Consider the following 18,772-nt stretch of genomic DNA (forward strand, 5'->3'; position numbering starts at 1 on the left):
ATTACACTCAGAGCTGAAGAAAGAAAGATTAATTACAGCAAAATTCTCAGGTTATCTGCATGCTTAAATGGTTTGAAAATTTAGTTGACGCTTATCCTGAACAGGACTTGAATAAACCATTGCCGACAAAATTTTTCCCCTTTGTATGGCAAGCTGCGACGGGTGTAAAAAAATACCTATTGTTATTGGTACTCTGTACAGCAGGTGTAGCGAGTTTTGAAGCACTGCTTTATTCCAAAATTGGCGAATTAGTCAATTGGATCAGTAAGTCTCAACCTGAAACCTTTTTACAGCAGCACCAGACGAATCTGACTATTTTAAGCTTTATTTTATTGGCAAATATCTTCTTTTCTTGCCTTCAAACCATTATTAAACATCAGATTTTATATAGCACCTTTCCAATGCGCCTACGTTGGAGATTTCATAACTTATTACTGAAACAAAGTTTAGATTTCTTCCACAACGACTTTGCAGGTCGTTTATCTGCCAAAGTCATGCAAACTTCACTGGCTGTACGTGAGTTTTGGATTATTCTTGGTGACATGTTGGCCTATGTCTTCATTTACCTGATTTCGATCACCGTGATTTTAGGTGCTATATCGCCACTGTTGATTGTTCCATTATTACTTTGGCTGGCTTTATTTACTGGTTCTGCATGCTATTTCATCCCCAAATTAAGCAAAATTTCAAATGAACAAGCCAATGCACGCGCAGTAATGACTGGTCGTGTCACCGATGCCTACACCAATATTCAAACGGTGAAATTGTTTGCCCATGCAGGACGCGAAAGCCAATATGCCAAAGCCTCTATGAAAGAGTTTATGGTGACGGTGTATAAGCAAATGCGTCTTGCAGCAAAATACAATATCGCGACGAATTTGCTGATCATAGTTTTATATGGTGGTGTACTTGGAACAGCTGTTTGGCTTTGGATGGATGGTCAAGCTGAGCTTGGGGTCATTGCAGCAGCGACCGCCATGATTTTAAAACTCAGTAGTATTTCCGAGTTTATGATGTGGCAAACGTCTGCCCTTTTTGAAAATGTCGGGACAATTCAAGATGGTATGAAGACTATGGGCCGCCCGATTCATATTCAAGATAAACCTGATGCAACCGACTTAAAAGTACAGCAAGGCGAAATTAAATTTGAAGATGTCAGTTTTGCTTATAATGATAAAAAGGTCATCAATCAATTTAATTTAACCATTCGACCAGGTGAAAAAATCGGTATAGTCGGGCGTTCAGGTGCCGGAAAATCGACATTAATTCAACTTTTACTCCACTTTTACGATATCAACCATGGTCGTATTTCGATTGATGGCCAAAATATAGAAGATATTACCCAAGATAGCTTGAGAAAAAATATTGCTTTGGTGACCCAAGACACCTCGTTATTGCATCGCACGGTTGAAGAAAATATTAAATATGGCCGTCCGAATGCGACTGATGAAGAAATGTATGATGCAGTACGCAAAGCGAAAGCTGATGAATTCATTCCTCAATTGATCGATTTACGTGGCCAACGTGGCTATGACGCATTTGTTGGTGAACGTGGTGTTAAATTATCTGGCGGTCAGCGTCAACGTATTGCAATTGCTCGAGTATTTTTAAAAGACGCACCAATTTTAATTTTAGATGAAGCCACAAGTGCGCTCGATTCAGAAGTCGAAGCTGCGATTCAATCGAGTTTAGATGATTTGATGCAAGGCAAAACTGTGATTGCCATTGCGCATCGACTCTCAACAATTGCGCAAATGGATCGATTGATTGTCTTGGATCAAGGACGTATTGCTGAGCAAGGCACCCATGAAGAGCTTGTCGCTTTGAATGGTATTTATGCACACTTGTGGCAGCGTCAAACCGGTGGCTTTTTAATAGAACAACATAAAGTAGAATCAAAGGAAGATGAAAATGCTGTATCTGGAAGACCTTAAAGTTGGTGATCACTTTAGCAGTCGTGAATATGAAATGACTGTTGAAGAAATAAAAAAATTTGCCATCGCTTATGATCCTCAGGAATTTCATACAGATGAAGTCAAAGCCCAACAACACCCGATCTTTCAAGGGCTAGCGGCAAGTGGTTGGCATACTGCTGCTGTAACAATGCGCTTATGGACTGAATGTTTCCCTGTGGCTTATGGCTTAATTGGCTCTGAATCAAGTCTGCGTTGGCCGCGCCCAACGCGTCCAGGTGATAAAATTCGTGTAGAAGTTGAAATATCAGCAATTACTCCGTCGAAAAGTAAGACAGACCGCGGCATTGTGACCTATGTCACTCAAGCGCTCAATCAGCATAATGACGTTCTTTATATGTCTACGACCAAAATTGTGGTCTTTTCCAAAGAATTTAAAGCGAATTAATCCTTAATGGCCTACTTTACAATGCTAAGGTAGGCCGCTATAAATAGTTGAGCCTAGTCAGTTTGTCCAACAATTTTTGTGGGATACAACACAGAATCATGCCAATATAAGCTTGAACAGAAGAAAAACCCGCATTGCAACGGAACGCTATGAAAACAATTAATTCCCGTCAGGATCAGGGTATTCCCGGAGTGTATGGATTGCTCCTTTTAGATGTGGTCTCTCGATGGGGCTACACTGCAGAAACATTATTTAGTCCCTTCGGATTAAACAGCGAACAATTGGCTGAACCAGATTTCCGTATTCCAACACCCATCGCCAATCAATTGGTAGAGCACGCACTACGTTTAACTGGTGAGCCAACATTAGGTTTTCATTTAGGCAACCAAATGCGCATCTCGATTCATGGTTTTATTGGCTATGCCATCATGACGGCGAAGGACATAACCGATGCCTTAGTCTTGGCAAACCGTTTTATTCAGCTACGCATGCCCTTTTTACAGCTTTTTTTCTCGACTTTTGGAACCAAAGCTACTGTTCAATTACAAACCGACGTTACGATTGAGCCTTTACGTACTGAGATTTCAATTGCCTTAATTTTTGGCATGATCAGCATGGGCAAAGCAATTACCGGTGTGGATTATTCTGCTGGTGAAATTGATTTTGATTTTCCTCAACCTGAAGGTTTTGAGCGGTTTATTGCAAAATATCCACGCCATCAATTTAGATTTGATCAGCCACATCTCTTACTTAGTTTTGATAAGCAATATTTAACCAATAAATTGGTCCATGCAGACCCGATTGCCAGTCAAATCGCGATTAATCAATGTGAAGCTGAACTCTCCGCTTTGGGCGAACGTCACCGTATTGCCATGCGCGTTCGTGACATTTTAACCAACTCCGAACAGCACTATTTAAGTATCGAAAGTGTTGCTGAACGGCTACACATGTCCGATCGAACTCTTAAACGCCAACTTGCTGCCGAAGGGACTTCATTTTCAACATTGGTTGACGAAGTTCGCTACCGTCATGCTACTTCGCTTCTATCACGGACTGACTTTACCTTAGAGCAAATTGCTGATGAATTGGGCTATAGCGATGTCGCCAATTTTAGCCGTGCATTTAAACGCTGGAGTGGTCGTAGCCCAAGCAATTGGCGTAAAGATCCGTACTTATAAGTCTTTTGTTTTACGTAAAAAGCATGTATAACTCATGCCAAAAATGAATTTAATGGATTTAAGGAGTTATCAATGAATCATCCTTCAGATTTAAAGTACGCAAGTACACATGAATGGGTGCGAATTGAAGGTGACCTTGTTGTAACAGGCATTTCTGATCATGCACAAGACGCATTGGGTGATTTAGTTTATGTTGAAGCACCAGATGTTGGTCAACATATCACTGCTGGCGAACAAGCGGGTGTGGTTGAGTCGGTAAAAACCGCTTCTGATATTCATGCACCGGTTTCTGGTGTAGTCGTTGAAGTCAATCCGGACCTTGAAGATGATCCAGATTTTGTAAATGATGCGCCTTATAGCAAAGGTTGGATTTATAAAATTAAACCAGACAATATGGCTGATGTAGATGCTTTATTGACCAGCGAACAATATGAAGCTGGCCTGTAAATATTTCTAATATCTAAAAAATCAGCCCTCAGGCTGATTTTTTTTATTTCAATATGATAGCTGAATTGGCTTATATACCATTTGTATGAATATGCAGCTTATATTTCTTCCGAAGCTTCGGTACTTTCAGGTTCTTCTTTCTTTTCTTCAACCATACTAAAGGATTGCGCAGCCGCTGAAGTACCATTTGCACGTGAACTTTTCAGTTTAATTTGCAAACGTAATTCATTGGTTGAATCGGCATTTCTTAAGGCCTCTTCATAAGAAATTGCGCCGTCATTATATAAATCAAATAAAGCTTGGTCGAAAGTTTGCATCCCAAGTTCACGAGATTTTGCCATGATCGCTTTTAATTCATGAAACTCACCTTTCAAAATCAAATCTGAAATAAGTGGCGTGTTTAACATGATTTCAACGGCTGCACGGCGTCCTTTACCATCTTTAGTCCGGATTAAACGCTGCGAAACAATCGCTTTCATATTGCTCGATAAATCCATAAGCAATTGATTTCTTCGCTCCTCTGGGAAGAAGTTAATGATCCGATCTAGGGTTTGATTGGCGTTATTTGAATGTAGCGTACCTAAACATAAATGCCCAGTTTCAGCAAAGGCAATCGCATGTTCCATCGTCTCAGTGTCTCGAATTTCACCGATTAAAATCACATCTGGTGCTTGTCGCAGGGTGTTTTTTAAGGCGTTATGCCACGAATGACTATCTACACCAACTTCACGATGCGTAATCATGGATTTTTTATGCTTATGCACATATTCCACTGGGTCTTCAACAGTGATGATATGCCCTGCGCTGTTTTCATTTCGATAATCAATCAGCGCCGCTAAAGAGGTTGATTTCCCTGAACCTGTTCCCCCAACCACTAAAACCAAACCACGTTTTTCCATAATTACATGCTTAAGCGAAGCCGGTAATTTAAGTTTTTCAAAGTTTGGAATTTCTGCGGTAATGGTACGAATAACCATACCCACATGTAACTGTTGCTGAAAAACATTGACACGAAAACGCGAAACGTTTGGCACACTAATCGCAAAGTTACATTCAAGTTCTGTTTCAAACTCTTTGCGTTGCTTCTCATTCATCAAACTATAGGCGAAAAGCTTGGTTTTCTCAGCATCAAGCTCTTGCTGCCCAAAGGGTTTCATCATGCCTTGATGTTTAATACTTGGTGGAAAATCTGCCGTAATAAATAAATCAGATCACCCATATTCAACCACTTTGGTTAACATGTGGAACATAAAACGGCGTGCTTCTTCCAACAATTCAGCAGTGTACATCAACTTCCCCAATATAAAATTTCAAACACCCACGTACAGATTGTCTTTATTTCTAGCGCTGTATTGGGCTTAGATATTATTGTGCATAAAAATTCTGACTCACTCAAACATAAAATACTGAATTATCAGTATATATTTTAAATATATAGGCTATATTTTAATTTTTATATCACAGTAAACAACAAAGGATTTTTCAAAATAAAAGCCTTAGAACAATCAATGTTCTAAGGCTTAGCGGTTAATCAATTCAGGACTGAGTATGCTCTGGATTGTTAAGCACTACGTTTGATTTGCGATGCACGAAGCTCATTCGCAACCTGTTGAATCAAATCAATGGTTTTGTCCCAACCTAAGCATCCATCTGTTACAGATTGACCATAAGTCATGTCACAACTAATTTTTTGATTACCGTCCACCAAATGACTTTCCAACATCACGCCACGCACTTGGGTATGCTCACGCTCTGCTACAATTGTGCGTAATACTTCAGGTTGCTTCATTGGGTCTTTATGGCTATTGCCATGACTACAATCGATCACTAAAGCTGGTAAATCGCCTTTTGCTTTGCTGCGAATTTTGTCTATTTCAGCCAAACTATAATTTGGACCTGTATTTGAGCCACGTAAAATTAAATGTGCTTGCGGGTTACCAACAGATTCTAAAATACACGGTAAGCCAGTTTGACTCATACCTAAAAACTGGTGTGGATGCGAAGCAGATTGAATGGCATCTAGAGCAATTTGGATTGATCCATCTGTTCCGTTTTTGAAACCAATACTGTATGGCATATGACTCGAGATTTCACGATGAATTTGTGATTCGCTGGTACGCGCACCGATTGCACCCCAAGCCAAAAGGTCATCAAAATAACCCGTCGCCATTGGGCTTAAAATTTCAGAGGCAATTGGCAAACCCATTTCAATAATTTGTAAGTACAGCTCACGTGATTTTTCTAAGCCCAACTGCATATTAGATGAACCATCTAAACTTGGGTCATACATATAGCCTTTCCAGCCCACTGTAGTACGTGGTTTCTCAATGTATGCGCGCATCACAAGAAAAATTTGATCTGAAACCTGTGCCTGTAATTGTTTTAATTTTTCAGCATATTCCAACGCAGCAATCGGATCATGGATTGAACATGGACCTGTAATAATCATTAGACGCGGGTCTAGACCTGTCAAAATATTTTGAATAGTTGCACGATGTGCAGCAATTTGTTCTGCAGCATGAACTGATAAAGGTAATTGTTGTTTCAGTTGATGTGGCAAGCTCAAAAGCGTTTCTTTTGGCCGTGTAGATTTCTGAATTTCTGAATTTTGAGTTTTTTGTAAAGCTGTATTTAGCGCATTCATTGGTTCTATTCCTTTGGACTGTACGTATAAACAGTCCGATCTTTTATCTGAGCGTTATGGGACTTTGGGACTTCAAGGCTTTAGACATAGACTGACTAAAGTAAAACCAATAACCGTTGCTAAAATATGAATTATTTACTGTAAACATGAGATTTCTCCAAAAATATTATAAAAATCAAGACATAAAAAAACCTGATCAGGGTTGCCGATCAGGTATAAACTTGGTGGGCAACCTTTTTCATGCCCGAACGCGTTCAGGCAATTATCTAAACTGCCAGAAGTAATAATATGCGTTTGAGATTAAAGGTTGCTTTAACATCTTGATTTCATCAAAAAGTATCTGTCTGAAAATTAAAATACGCTGTATTCATCGGTTTGACAATAGTTTTTTGCTATTTTGTTGTATTAAATAACTCTACTGTCAATTATAGCGACCTATTTTTAAAATTTGATGTATTGATTAATAAATAAACATTTATTAGACTGCACAACATTAGGCTGTTTAAAGCTTTTTTCCATTTATTTTTAATTCGAGTATTTGCCAATGAAGTAAGCCCTGTTTTTTTGATCATCAAATCCATTTTTTGATGTGCAAACACATGGCTAATGACTTCGACTGCATTTTCTCAAATATTGTCTTTTTTATAGAATAAAATTAGTTATTTGTATTGCGCATCTTTGCTATCGCAAGGTGCATCTATGACTCAAACGGCTTGTACAATTTCCAAATTAAGCTTGGAATTTCCATCCAAAACACTTTTTAAAAACCTGAAATTTAACCTCAATCAACAACTTTCGGCATGTATTGGTCGCAATGGTTTAGGAAAGTCCTGCATCCTTAAAATCTTACATGCGCAAAATCTGAAAGATCTCCCCTATGAAGGTGAAATTTCATGGAATGTACCACATGCCTATTTATCACAATTTTCTCGACTAGAAGCTGACACGATTGCTTCTGCACTCGGTGTGGAAGATTTATATGACTCATTTCAACGTATCGAAATAGGCAGCACAAGTTTTGAAGACTTTGAGCTGACTGAAAATCAGTGGCACCGTCCTGCACTATGGCAGCAACAACTTAAGCAAGCTTCACTACCAACAGATTTAAATTTCCCAGTCGCTCAGCTGAGTGAGGGGCAAAAAAACAAATTGGCTTTGTGTGCATTATTTTTGAAAACTGACCATTATTTACTTTTGGATGAACCTAGTAACCATTTAGATGCATCCTCACGCTTATGGCTCATCGATCGTTTAAAAAACCATCCTGCCGGTGCATTTGTTGTCAGTCATGATCGAGAATTGCTGCAACATGTAGAGCATATCTATGCTTTAAATGAGTTTGGACTCAGTCATGTTACTGGCAACTATGAAGACTACGTTCAACAAAATGATCTGCAAAATAAAACCTTACAGCGTAATGCTATGCAGCAGCGTGAGTTAAAACAACTCAAATTACAACAACACGAAACACAGATGAAAGCGCAAAAACGAGAACAACAAGGGCGTGTCCTACGCAAGTCAAGCACCCAAGCCAAAGTGTTACTCGATTTTAAAAAGGAACAAGCCGGTCAAAGCCTCGCTTCAGTTCAAACGCAACAGCAGAAGCAATTGGAAGAAAAGAGATCTCAACTGATTCAGTCACAGCAACAACTTGAGCATGTTAAAGAGCAGCAATTCGTTTTTCAACATCACGCTGAAAAAACAGGAGAAATCTTAAGAGTTAAACATTTTCATAGCAAAACATCTCAGCACCAGCCTTTCGATTTGGCCTTACAGGCAGGTGAAAAAATTCATTTAAAAGGAAAAAATGGTATTGGTAAATCTACATTTCTAAAGTATTTGAGTCAGACCACATCACAGTCTAGCCATGAAACGTTTTTGTCTGTGCATACCCTGTATTTAGATCAAAACTTGAGTAATTTATCACCTGAACTGAGTGTTTTGGACAATTTGGCAAAGTTTAATCCTGAGGTTTCGTCAACGGAATGGCGTAATCAACTCGGTCAACTTAGAATCCGTGGTCAAAAAGCGGAACTGCCATTTCACTGTTTAAGTGGTGGTGAGCGTTTAAAAGTGACCTTATTGGGCTTAAATTATTTAACACCGAATATTGAGCTTTTATTGTTAGATGAACCTGAAAATCACTTAGATATAGAGTCTAGAGCGTTATTGGCTCAAGCCATTCAGCATTATACAGGTGCAGTGATCCTCGTTTCACATGATGCATATTTTGTAGAATCTTGTGGCATTCAGAGTAGCGTGCAATTAGTTGAATAGCTCTCTCTCACTCTTTAGAAAGATCTAAAATAGCAAAAGTAGATGAACGCTACTTTGGCGAATTTACAGCTTTAAAAATCATCCATTCGATACTGTGTTTTAATGCCCGATTTTCTTCATGATTTTTTGTTTTAGGCGCTGCTGAAGTGATGCTGAGCGTTCCTTGAGCTCGGCTCTCCAGTCATTCGGCACTGAGCATTTCGCGAGGCGAACCCAAACGCTGGCAAACTGTTTGATGAAACTGGCTTCATTATAGTGAATACCATATTCCTCACAAAGTGCTTTAATTTTAGGTGCGGCTTCTGCATAGCGGTTTGCAGGCATATCAGGGAATAAATGGTGTTCAATTTGGTGACTCAAATTACCACTGAGTATATGCAACCATTGTGTTCCACTAAAATTACTGGAGCCACGAATTTGACGGAGATACCACTCTGCTCGAGTTTCATTTTCAGTATTGTCCATCTCGAAGTTTTCCGCATCTTCAGTAAAATGGCCATTAAAGATGACAGCGGAAGCCCATAAACTACGAATCACGTTGGCTACCGCATTTCCTGCAAATACAGGAATCGCATTGGGACCTGCAATAAGCGGGAAAAACACATAATCTTTAATCACTTGGCGCTTAATTTTCTGACGTACATCGGCTGCTTCATGCCATACATCTTTCCAAGTTTTGGTTTTATACGCAATAACATCTTCTAAATGTAAACGTTGAATGCCGACATACCACTCAAAGAAAACCATGAGTTGGGCAGCCAGTGGAATATTAAAAAGGAAACGTGGCTCCCACTTTTGCGATTCACTTACACGGATTAAGCCATAGCCGACATCATGGTCCATACCGACAATATTGGTATAGGTATGATGCACATAGTTATGGGTATATTTCCAGTCTTGACCTGTGGCAATGGTATCCCAATCATAATTAGCACCATTTAAACTCGGGTCATTTAACCAATCAAACTGACCATGCATCACATTATGACCGAGTTCCATGTTCTCTACGATTTTAGAAATACCCAATAAACCCGTACCCAGTAACCACACCGGTGGAATCCAGCCTGCAAACATCAACATGCCACGAGATGCAATCTCGCTATAACGGACAAAATTACGAATTTTATAAATATACGCTGCATCTTTTTCACCTACGCTCTGCATGATTTCACGGCGAATTTGCTCAACTTTTTCGCCAAATTCAGCAGTTTGTTCTGGAGATAAATAACGTGACTTACTATTCGGACGAATATATATCGATTGATTCATGTTGATGCCCCTGATTTGTTTTTATGCGGCTTGGGTTAGAGTTGAATACGTACAGGTGAAATGGCCTGAGAGACACATAACTTGATTTGTGTGTTATTCGCATGATCAATTTCGCCAGTGATTAAGTTTTTCACTGACCCCTGTAATTTCGTACACGAACAAGTATTACAAATACCCATCCGACAACCATGCGCAGGTTTTAAACCGGCTTTTTCAGCACTTTCAAGTAAGTTACCTTCTGCTAAAAAATCTTGCTGGGCTAAACTAAAAGTGACAGGTTGAGCAGGTACTGAATCATCAGCAATCATTTGAAAATATTCAGTGTATAAATAATCTGAAAGCTTGAATTCACGATACAGTTGTTCAATGCTTTGCATCATTGGCGCTGCACCACAGGCATAGCAATCTCGCTGCTTAAAATCAGGGATCATGTGATTTAGCACTTCTGGTGAGATATGCAATTTTGTTTTCAGCGTATTAATCGCATGTAAATGTGCATGGTTAGATTGCTTCGCTAGTTGAATCAATTCATCCAAATAAGCATCATCTCGATTGAAATAAATCAGGTCAACCGTACGCCCAAGCTGAATCGCTTGTTTAAACAAAGCCATAATTGAGGTTATGCCACTACCAGAAGCAAGCAGCAAAATTGGTCGATCCGAATTTAGCTTTAGGCCAAACTCACCTTGCGGTTGCGATAATTCAACAACATCACCTGTTTTTAATTGCGTCAGGCAGTTGGACACTTTGCCTTGTTGTTTGACGGCAAACACCACATGACCTGATGTATTGATTTCGACGATGCTATAGCTACGTTGATGACGTACACCATCTTTGACAACTGTAACCAAAACACATTGGCCTGGTCGAAAGTTTGCTGATTTAAAGTTGTGATTCGCTAAAAAACTCAGTTCATAAAACCCGATCCCCACACAACGTGATTTAACCAATTGTGCTTTTACACGTTTGTAGGCCCAAATTGCATCAAATTTCTCTCCGATAAAATCAATAAAATCTTCCCGAATCCACTCAGGCTTGTAACTTGTAGTTGTCATTTTTTGCCTCGGATAATGCATTAATATACATTTGTTTTTAAATTATGCATACCTTATGTTTAGTGCTAATTTCCCACCATGTGAATTCGGGACAAAATCTATCATTTGGCATTTTTTATCATTTTATGTCTAACAATCTGTCACTTTTTGCAAATCCTAATTTGAAGTTTTGATTTGTTATAACGACACAAATAAAAAAAACTAGGCCAAAGCCTAGTTTTTAAAACAGTGCAAATTAACGCATTAATATTTAAATGATTAGTCGTTTAATCAAAAATATTTAAATCAAAGTTTAATCTTCAAAATGTACAACAGAGCGAATTGATTTACCTTCATGCATTAAATCAAAGGCTTCATTGATTTTATCCAGACCCATAGTATGGGTCACGAATGGTTCAAGTTTGATCTCGCCTGACATGGCTTCTTCTACCATACCCGGTAATTGTGAACGACCTTTAACACCACCAAAAGCAGTGCCTTTCCAAGTACGACCTGTAACCAATTGGAATGGACGGGTTGAAATTTCTTGACCTGCACCTGCCACACCAATAATCACAGATTGACCCCAACCACGGTGAGCACATTCCAAAGCAGAGCGCATCACACTGGTATTGCCAATACATTCAAATGAATGGTCAACGCCCCAGCCGGTCATTTCTACAATCACTTCTTGAACTGGACGATCATAATCTTTTGGATTAACAAAATCTGTAGCGCCAAACTCTTCAGCCAGTTTGAATTTGTCAGGATTGGTATCTACCGCAATGATACGACCTGCTTTGGCTTTTTTAGCACCTTGTACCACAGCCAAACCAATTCCACCTAAACCAAAGACTGCAACTGAATCACCTTCCTGAACTTTAGCGGTATTTTTAACTGCACCTAAACCTGTTGTTACGCCGCAACCCAACAAACATACATGTTCGTGGTTCGCTTCAGGGTTAATTTTTGCCAAAGACACTTCTGCAACCACAGTATATTCAGAGAATGTTGAACAGCCCATATAGTGATAAATCGGCTGGCCATTGTAAGAAAAACGTGTTGTGCCATCAGGCATTAAACCTTTCCCTTGTGTTGCTCGTACAGATACACAAAGATTTGTTTTACCCGATTTACAGAATAAACATTCACCACATTCTGCGGTATAAAGCGGAATTACATGATCACCCGGTTGCACTGAAGTCACACCTTCACCGACTTCAACCACAACACCTGCACCTTCATGCCCTAAAATTGCTGGAAATACGCCTTCAGGATCATCACCTGACAATGTAAATGCATCTGTATGACACACACCTGTATGGCTAATTTTGACTAAAACCTCACCTGCTTTAGGTGGTGCCACATCAATTTCAACAATTTCTAAAGGCTGACCCGGTCCAAAAGCAACGGCTGCACGTGATTTCATGTCTAAAAACATCCTGTATGGCTTATATTAACAGATGAGTTACAGTAACCTCTTTTTAAGCCTAGATACAACCTTAAAACATGATGTTATGATGAATTTTTCAAGGAATGATTAACGCTATTCGAATGATACAATTACGTGAAATAAGTTGTACTGTCGGTTTAACTGTTTCCATCAGCCTATTAACTGGATGCAGCTTACCTAGCAATCAGTCAAAAAAAGATGTCCCAATACAATCACATGCAGAAAAATGGATTACGTCTGCTACGGATTTAGAAAAATTAGAACAAAAACAAACGGCTTACTTAGCCTTAGATGATGCGTTCTTAAGCATTGCTTCTCGCCTACATTTGATTCGAAATGCAAAATACACCATCGATTTGCAATATTACATTTGGGAAAATGACGCTATTGGGCATCTGATGTTTCAAGAATTACTGCATGCCGCTGACCGTGGAGTAAAAGTAAGGTTATTAATTGATGATCAAAACGGGACGAAACTCGATCCGACCTTACAAGCCCTTTCAGCACATCCCAACATTTCAATCAAACTATTTAATCCCTATAAATTCAGAAAATTACGTGTCATTGATTATGCATTTCGCTTAAAGCATATTAACCATCGTATGCATAATAAATTAATTGTTGCCGATGGTTTTATAGGCGTAACTGGTGGTCGTAACATCAGTAATGAATATTTTGATGCCAGTGAAAGTTTTCAATTTACAGATTTGGACATCCTTTTCTATGGCGAAGCCATTCAACAAGCCAATCAGGTGTTTTTGAACTTTTGGAATGATGATTTAAGTTATTCTGTCCAGCAATGGATTGGTGCAGGTACAAAAGAAGAATTAAATCAATTAAGACAAACATACCAAGAAAACTCTATAACGTTGACTAAAGATCAGCAGCGCATTAACTATGCACAACAACAACTGGCGGCTCAGCTTAAACTTAGACCGGTGAACTGGGCTGAAGCTCATTTTATTGCGGATAGTCCGAATAAAATACGTGGTGAAGCCAAAGAACAAGAATTGATTTATAACCAATTTTCTACTTTGATGGGACAGCCCAAAGAACGCATGGAATTGGTTTCGGCTTATTTTGTTCCTACGCAACAAGGCACTGACTTTCTGACGGGTCTTGCAGGTAAAAATGTAGAAGTCCGTGTGTTAACCAATTCATTTTTAGCCAATGACGTCGCTGTCGTTCATGCGTTTTATCAGAAATATCGCAAAGACTTACTCGAAAATGGCGTGAAATTATATGAATTTAAACCCCATATAGAACGCTCTAAACGCACATGGTATGAAGTCATGACTGGAAATATCATCCCTGCGAAAGGCAAAAATGCCTCTAGTTTGCATGCAAAATTTTTCGATATTGACGGTATGTTATTTATTGGATCGTTTAACTTTGATCCACGTTCAGCAAATTTAAATTCAGAAGTTGGCCTAGTCGTTAAGTCTGATCGATTACAAAACGATATTTCTGCCGCATTAAACCAATACTTACCGCAAATTGCATATGAATTAAAACTGGATAAAAACGGCGAAATCATTTGGTTAGAGCATCAAAAAAATGGAAAAACCAAAACCTATACTCATGAACCAGAAACAACAAGATTCCAACGATTTAGTATAAAAGCAGTGTCATACCTCCCGATTGAATGGATGATGTAATGACAACGTACTGCTAAATGATTGAATTGCCCTCGTCGAGGCTATTTATTGAAATAATCTGATAAGTTCGATCAAGTCAAAAACGGTCTTAGTCTGTCTCGTTCATATGAGTGCTGGCTTTTGAAAAGAACCAAACCATTGACTTCACCCAGACATTCCACTTGGCCATAATTGGCTGCTTTCAGCGCGGCTAAATGTTCCTCAACTGACATATACAACTCATGATTTTGCTGTGCATGTGGTGCATATAAATGATCACATACAAAATACACGCCTTGTGTGTTTAACAACGTTTTTACAGTCCGATGAAACTCTGCTGCATACGCCTTATGCCTCAATTCATGTAAGGCCTGATGAATAATAATCACATCAAAGGTGCTGTTTTGATTGAAGTGAAGTGATTCTTCCCAAGCAGATTGTTTGAAATCCCCTGTTATAAAATTACATTTTAAGCGTTGCGCTGCACTTAGTTTTCCTTTTGCCAAGTCATGCATAGCTTCGGAAAAATCAAATGCTGTGTAATCTATATTTGGACAATGATTGATTAAAAACTCTGCCAAATAGCCTGGGCCTGAACCGAGTTCAAGCACGTGCGCATTCGGGTTTAAAGCCAAAATAGAGTCGACATACATTTGAAAGATGTCATAACGCCACGGTCGTTTAAGATTCACTTCAGCGGCCCATTGTTTAGCTTCGATTGGATCTTTTAAGTCTATGGGGCTGTGCACATCATTTATGTGAATATTATTTTCGCAATTCATTTATCTTAGACTTAATTTAGATAGATTGAATGCTATTTATACATAAAACATCTCAATAAAAGCAAAGGTTTTACTCACACTTGATGATGCTTTAACATCCACCGCTTATTTTGTTTTATCTCCCCCTAAAGTTTTCTAATGCAATTTTTTGATTTAAGCCGCCAATTTAATTTAAGTGATATTTTAACGCCTTTTACGACACTTCCTGAACTTGGTCATCAAGAATGGTTTTTGTCGAAAGTTCGGGTTGAGCATGACTGCTTATCTGACAATGACATAATTGAAGGCCAAGCTGTACTTAAATCTAATCACAATATTCAAATTGAGTTGGAATGGTTAATTCAAGATACAGGTCATGAATTACAGCTTTTATTTAAAGGCATTGAAACTGCAGCTAGCGAAGAAACTTTGGTGATCGTGAAAGGCGCGCAAATTGTAGATGATGCAAACAAAAAAGTTTCATCCCAGACTCTGAGTTTGTGGATCGATGGCACTTTACTGCCTATGCTGCCTCATATTCGCAAAGAAATTAAAGCGCGTTTAAACCTTTGGGATTATGTTGAATATGATGGCTAAGGAATTGGTGTTTATCCATTATTAAGATGCCACCTTTTAATCATTGAATGTTTGCCTGTTTAAATGAGACATAAATTTCAAGGTATCTCACAATAACGCAAACTTCCCTAAAGCAAGCCTATATCTTTAAATAAGCTTTGATAGGCTTCGGCTTTTTTTTCCAGTGCTAGTGGATAAGCTCTAGATGATGATGGCATACGGTATAAAGTCAAATCTCTGCCTGCAAATTCGGTATGAACAGCATGCCCAATGTGTGGTTTTTCCGTATTTTCTGGCATAGAGAGCATTAAAGTATCAGTCGCTTTGTCTCCTGTCGTCATAATACTATGGCAATTAGGCATCTGCGTAAGAAGCTTCGCAATATCGGTTGGCTGATGAATCTGTAAAAACTTGTCTGACGCATTGCCTTTCAAACGAATCACTTGATAGGCCGTATCAAAAATGCCTATGCCTATTTCATTGAAAAAATCTCGAATGAGCTGTTCTTTAAAAGTCTTGCTATCAAGATTGAGAAAATGATTTTTATCCTGAAAAAAACATAAGCCAAAGATTTTCCACATGTCATTTTGGAAATTTGGATAATAAAAATCCATCTTCCAGCGTGTTTTAGGTGGCGGAAAACTCCCTAGCATCAAGAGTTTCCCATTTGCTGGCAAAAATGGCGCTAAAGGATGCGTTTCGATTTGCGGATTCACGTCTGAAATATCTTTACTCATATAGATGTAACTTCACCAAGTGATTGAATCATATATTATCTATGAAAATTGTTCAGTGATATGTTTCGCTATTTTTTCAGCCCATAACTGATAAATTTCTTTACTCGGGTGAAAGCCGTCTTTGGCCATTTTTAATTTTTTTTCACGATACTCGTGTAAATCGTATTGAATTAATCTCATATTCGCTTGAGTATTAACATAATTTTTTAACAGCGCATTCATCTTTTGCGAATATTGTCCAAACAACCATGACAATGGAAACGGTAAAGCTGGAAACGCATTCATTGGTGGCACACCTGAAATGATCAATAGCTGTGGATGAAACCTTTCCTCGACAGCTTGATATAAACGCTGCTGGAGCTTCAACCATTGGTCTGGCTGTTTTAAAGCTGTGACATCATTGACACCAACAGAGCTGATCACGACATTAAAGTTCTGCGTAGTGACATTGTCCAAAGCATTGATGATTTGCTGGCTGTTATGTCCCGTTGTGGCTTCAAGGCAATAGTGAACTTGATAATCAGGCGATAAAATTTTAAGCAATTGTCCCAATAGCGCATCCGACTGATGCTCGACGCCGACACCTGCTGCTGCTGAATCACCTAGTATTAATACCGATAATGGCCGATTACCCTGACCAATTATTCCACAGCGCTCTCCCACCGGTTCTGCTAAACGTGGGGTATTTTTTTTCACACGGTAACCTTGGATCAGTAATGCAGGTAACAGCAGCAGTGTTGATACTTTGAGTAGCATAATATTTAGCAATGATTGAGAGCTTGTCGACTGCATTATTTTAATTAGTTTAAAAAACAAAGCATTGACTCTATTGTTATTTTTCTACATTTTCTTTTTTTAAAAGCACCATTCTGCGGCATATTGCTAGTTTTTTATATTAATAATGATTATCATTTATCTGATTTCATTCTACCTATTTTATTATTTCAATGAAAAAACTTTCCCCACTTTTTTTAGCTTGCTCTATGAGCGTTGCTGTTTCTTCTGCTTTTGCCCAAACTCAAAATTCACCCGCTTTAACCGATACAACAGAAAAAAAACATTTCCCCTATGCTGCTGCATGTGAAGATGTCAAAGCGCAAAGCCAAATATTATTAAACCTACAGCATCAGTTAAATCAAAATCCAAAACAACGTGCTCAAATACTTGAAGATTTTTGGATGAGTGTCGAGCTTATTGGTACACCAATCATCGAAAACTATGATGAACAACATAGCCGCATAGTTTTCTTATGGAAGGGTGCGCAGCATAATGTTCGTCTTATTGGTGGCCCGAGTAATGACCATGAATGGTTAACACGCCTACCAAATACCGATATTTGGTTTAAAGAATCCATCATTGATCATCGTTATATTGGCAGTTATAGCTTTGCTGTCGACTTACCGAACTTAGAAGGTTATCTGTCAAATTATTGTCCGCATCTGAATCCTAAACTTAAAGAATCAAGAACGCAGCGTCGTGCTGTGATACAAGTACAACGCATTGATCCTTTCAACAAAAACACTTATCTCGCAAGTGATGACACATCAGGCTTGCGTAATGAAAATTTAGTGGCGCTTAAAGATGCCCCGCCTTTTATTGATCCAAAACAATATCCAAATGTGAAACAGCCCCAATTACAAGAGTTTGCTTTAGACAGCAAAATTTTGAATAACTCACGTAAAATCCAAATTTACCAATCTAAAGCTAAGAAAAATCAAAGCTATATCACCGCTATATTTTTTGATGGTCAGCAATATAACGAGTTGCTGAATGTTCCAAAGGCATTAGATATATTAGTTGAGCATGGTCAGTTACCGCCAATTCAAGTCATATTTGTTTATCCACCGAACGATCAGGAACGACCGAAAGAATTAACACCCAATGCAAAATTTTCAGCTTTTTTTAGTGATGAACTGATGCCTTGGATTCAAAAAAATGCACCTGCAAAAGTCGATTCGAAGAAAACGGTACTACTTGGGTCAAGTCTTGGCGGTTTAAGTTCAGCTTATTTAGCCTTAGAAAATCCAAATCAAATTAGTCATGTCGTACCGTTATCTGGATCATTTTGGTGGCAAAATGCGCCGACAGACCTCCCTAATGGCATGAGTAAAATCATTCGTGATAAAACCTCACAACCTAAACAGCATTGGTTTATTACTGCCAATAGTTATGAAAGCTCTCGAAATAATAATGAACTGAGTATTTTAGAGACTTCACCTATTGTTGCAGCCGATTTAAAAAATAAAGGTCATGATGTGCATTACCAATCGTATATCGGCGGACATTCCTACGCGGTATGGCAAGTTGCCTTGCAAGATGCACTCAAACATTTTTTTGCGCAAAAGTAGTTTATAAACGTTTAGATCATAAAAAAGCCCTCAATTGAGGGCTTTTTTTG

At 38.7% G+C, this 18,772-nt stretch carries 16 protein-coding genes; 8 read left to right on the plus strand and 8 right to left on the minus strand.

Features of this window, described 5'->3' with window-relative positions; translation table 11 throughout:
* Nucleotides 1–59 precede the first annotated feature (59 nt).
* The 4 genes from FTT99_RS04650 to gcvH all read left to right on the plus strand — a co-directional run bounded on the left by FTT99_RS04650 (nt 60) and on the right by gcvH (nt 3,986).
* Nucleotides 60–1,934: an ABC transporter ATP-binding protein gene (locus FTT99_RS04650; protein WP_180129708.1), complete on the plus strand. Its 1,875-nt coding sequence runs from the start codon at nt 60–62 to the stop codon at nt 1,932–1,934.
* Entirely contained in the window at nt 1,912–2,361 is a 450-nt protein-coding gene (locus tag FTT99_RS04655; protein WP_180129706.1) for a MaoC family dehydratase, read from the plus strand. Before FTT99_RS04650 ends, FTT99_RS04655 begins: the two co-directional genes overlap by 23 nt.
* Before the next feature lie 149 nt (nt 2,362–2,510).
* Nucleotides 2,511–3,539: an AraC family transcriptional regulator gene (locus tag FTT99_RS04660; protein WP_078190954.1), complete on the plus strand. Its 1,029-nt coding sequence runs from the start codon at nt 2,511–2,513 to the stop codon at nt 3,537–3,539.
* Between the two features lie 72 nt (nt 3,540–3,611).
* Nucleotides 3,612–3,986 (plus strand): glycine cleavage system protein GcvH, encoded by a 375-nt coding sequence (gene gcvH, locus FTT99_RS04665; protein WP_078193810.1) that lies wholly within the window; start codon nt 3,612–3,614, stop codon nt 3,984–3,986.
* A gap of 98 nt (nt 3,987–4,084) precedes the next feature.
* On the opposite strand, the gene FTT99_RS04670 is transcribed toward gcvH, so the two are convergent.
* Together FTT99_RS04670 and FTT99_RS04675 are read right to left on the minus strand one after the other, a co-directional pair.
* Nucleotides 4,085–5,185: a PilT/PilU family type 4a pilus ATPase gene (locus tag FTT99_RS04670; RefSeq protein ID WP_373684552.1), complete on the minus strand. Its 1,101-nt coding sequence runs from the start codon at nt 5,183–5,185 to the stop codon at nt 4,085–4,087.
* A gap of 362 nt (nt 5,186–5,547) precedes the next feature.
* Complete coding sequence (locus tag FTT99_RS04675; RefSeq protein ID WP_180129704.1) at nt 5,548–6,630, minus strand: 3-deoxy-7-phosphoheptulonate synthase; 1,083 nt, start codon at nt 6,628–6,630, stop codon at nt 5,548–5,550.
* Nucleotides 6,631–7,329: 699 nt separating this feature from the next.
* On the opposite strand from FTT99_RS04675, the gene FTT99_RS04680 reads away from it, so the two are divergent.
* Complete coding sequence (locus tag FTT99_RS04680) at nt 7,330–8,907, plus strand: ATP-binding cassette domain-containing protein (RefSeq protein ID WP_180129703.1); 1,578 nt, start codon at nt 7,330–7,332, stop codon at nt 8,905–8,907.
* Between the two features lie 99 nt (nt 8,908–9,006).
* Here FTT99_RS04680 and FTT99_RS04685 read toward each other — a convergent pair whose 3' ends face one another.
* The 3 genes from FTT99_RS04685 to FTT99_RS04695 all read right to left on the minus strand — a co-directional run bounded on the left by FTT99_RS04685 (nt 9,007) and on the right by FTT99_RS04695 (nt 12,639).
* Nucleotides 9,007–10,176: an acyl-CoA desaturase gene (locus FTT99_RS04685; RefSeq protein ID WP_180129701.1), complete on the minus strand. Its 1,170-nt coding sequence runs from the start codon at nt 10,174–10,176 to the stop codon at nt 9,007–9,009.
* A 35-nt stretch (nt 10,177–10,211) separates the two neighbouring features.
* Nucleotides 10,212–11,231: a flavin reductase family protein gene (locus tag FTT99_RS04690; protein ID WP_180129699.1), complete on the minus strand. Its 1,020-nt coding sequence runs from the start codon at nt 11,229–11,231 to the stop codon at nt 10,212–10,214.
* Between the two features lie 292 nt (nt 11,232–11,523).
* On the minus strand, nt 11,524–12,639 hold the full coding sequence (locus FTT99_RS04695; protein ID WP_180129698.1) for an S-(hydroxymethyl)glutathione dehydrogenase/class III alcohol dehydrogenase: 1,116 nt from the start codon (nt 12,637–12,639) through the stop codon (nt 11,524–11,526).
* A gap of 125 nt (nt 12,640–12,764) precedes the next feature.
* On the opposite strand from FTT99_RS04695, the gene FTT99_RS04700 reads away from it, so the two are divergent.
* Nucleotides 12,765–14,321: a phospholipase D family protein gene (locus FTT99_RS04700; protein WP_180129696.1), complete on the plus strand. Its 1,557-nt coding sequence runs from the start codon at nt 12,765–12,767 to the stop codon at nt 14,319–14,321.
* Nucleotides 14,322–14,392: 71 nt separating this feature from the next.
* On the opposite strand, the gene FTT99_RS04705 is transcribed toward FTT99_RS04700, so the two are convergent.
* On the minus strand, nt 14,393–15,082 hold the full coding sequence (locus FTT99_RS04705) for a class I SAM-dependent methyltransferase (RefSeq protein WP_218948585.1): 690 nt from the start codon (nt 15,080–15,082) through the stop codon (nt 14,393–14,395).
* Between the two features lie 138 nt (nt 15,083–15,220).
* Here FTT99_RS04705 and FTT99_RS04710 point away from each other — a divergent pair, with 138 nt between their 5' ends.
* A complete protein-coding gene (locus FTT99_RS04710) occupies nt 15,221–15,658 on the plus strand; it encodes a hypothetical protein (protein ID WP_180035746.1) in 438 nt (145 codons plus the stop codon).
* A 107-nt stretch (nt 15,659–15,765) separates the two neighbouring features.
* On the opposite strand, the gene FTT99_RS04715 is transcribed toward FTT99_RS04710, so the two are convergent.
* Nucleotides 15,766–16,374 carry a uracil-DNA glycosylase family protein gene (locus tag FTT99_RS04715; protein WP_180129695.1) on the minus strand — a complete coding sequence of 203 codons (609 nt, stop codon included), beginning with the start codon at nt 16,372–16,374 and terminating at the stop codon, nt 15,766–15,768.
* 39 nt (nt 16,375–16,413) lie between these two features.
* Nucleotides 16,414–17,130 (minus strand): SGNH/GDSL hydrolase family protein, encoded by a 717-nt coding sequence (locus FTT99_RS04720; protein ID WP_180129693.1) that lies wholly within the window; start codon nt 17,128–17,130, stop codon nt 16,414–16,416.
* 227 nt (nt 17,131–17,357) lie between these two features.
* On the opposite strand from FTT99_RS04720, the gene FTT99_RS04725 reads away from it, so the two are divergent.
* Nucleotides 17,358–18,722 (plus strand): alpha/beta hydrolase-fold protein, encoded by a 1,365-nt coding sequence (locus FTT99_RS04725; protein ID WP_180129692.1) that lies wholly within the window; start codon nt 17,358–17,360, stop codon nt 18,720–18,722.
* The last annotated feature ends 50 nt before the right edge of the window (nt 18,723–18,772 follow it).

This window comes from Acinetobacter sp. YH12040 (genome assembly GCF_013420005.1).
Taxonomy (GTDB): domain Bacteria; phylum Pseudomonadota; class Gammaproteobacteria; order Pseudomonadales; family Moraxellaceae; genus Acinetobacter; species Acinetobacter amyesii.

Coding starts and splice junctions, on each gene's coding strand:
- FTT99_RS04680 (WP_180129703.1), top strand. CDS start 7,330: ATGACTCAAACGGCTTGTACAATTTCCAAATTAAGCTTGGAATTTCCA.
- FTT99_RS04700 (WP_180129696.1), top strand. CDS start 12,765: ATGATACAATTACGTGAAATAAGTTGTACTGTCGGTTTAACTGTTTCC.
- FTT99_RS04715 (WP_180129695.1), bottom strand. CDS start 16,374: ATGAGTAAAGATATTTCAGACGTGAATCCGCAAATCGAAACGCATCCT.
- gcvH (WP_078193810.1), top strand. CDS start 3,612: ATGAATCATCCTTCAGATTTAAAGTACGCAAGTACACATGAATGGGTG.
- FTT99_RS04660 (WP_078190954.1), top strand. CDS start 2,511: ATGAAAACAATTAATTCCCGTCAGGATCAGGGTATTCCCGGAGTGTAT.
- FTT99_RS04655 (WP_180129706.1), top strand. CDS start 1,912: ATGCTGTATCTGGAAGACCTTAAAGTTGGTGATCACTTTAGCAGTCGT.
- FTT99_RS04695 (WP_180129698.1), bottom strand. CDS start 12,639: ATGAAATCACGTGCAGCCGTTGCTTTTGGACCGGGTCAGCCTTTAGAA.
- FTT99_RS04710 (WP_180035746.1), top strand. CDS start 15,221: ATGCAATTTTTTGATTTAAGCCGCCAATTTAATTTAAGTGATATTTTA.
- FTT99_RS04685 (WP_180129701.1), bottom strand. CDS start 10,176: ATGAATCAATCGATATATATTCGTCCGAATAGTAAGTCACGTTATTTA.
- FTT99_RS04675 (WP_180129704.1), bottom strand. CDS start 6,630: ATGAATGCGCTAAATACAGCTTTACAAAAAACTCAAAATTCAGAAATT.
- FTT99_RS04690 (WP_180129699.1), bottom strand. CDS start 11,231: ATGACAACTACAAGTTACAAGCCTGAGTGGATTCGGGAAGATTTTATT.
- FTT99_RS04725 (WP_180129692.1), top strand. CDS start 17,358: ATGAGCGTTGCTGTTTCTTCTGCTTTTGCCCAAACTCAAAATTCACCC.
- FTT99_RS04720 (WP_180129693.1), bottom strand. CDS start 17,130: ATGCTACTCAAAGTATCAACACTGCTGCTGTTACCTGCATTACTGATC.
- FTT99_RS04650 (WP_180129708.1), top strand. CDS start 60: ATGCTTAAATGGTTTGAAAATTTAGTTGACGCTTATCCTGAACAGGAC.
- FTT99_RS04705 (WP_218948585.1), bottom strand. CDS start 15,082: ATGAATTGCGAAAATAATATTCACATAAATGATGTGCACAGCCCCATA.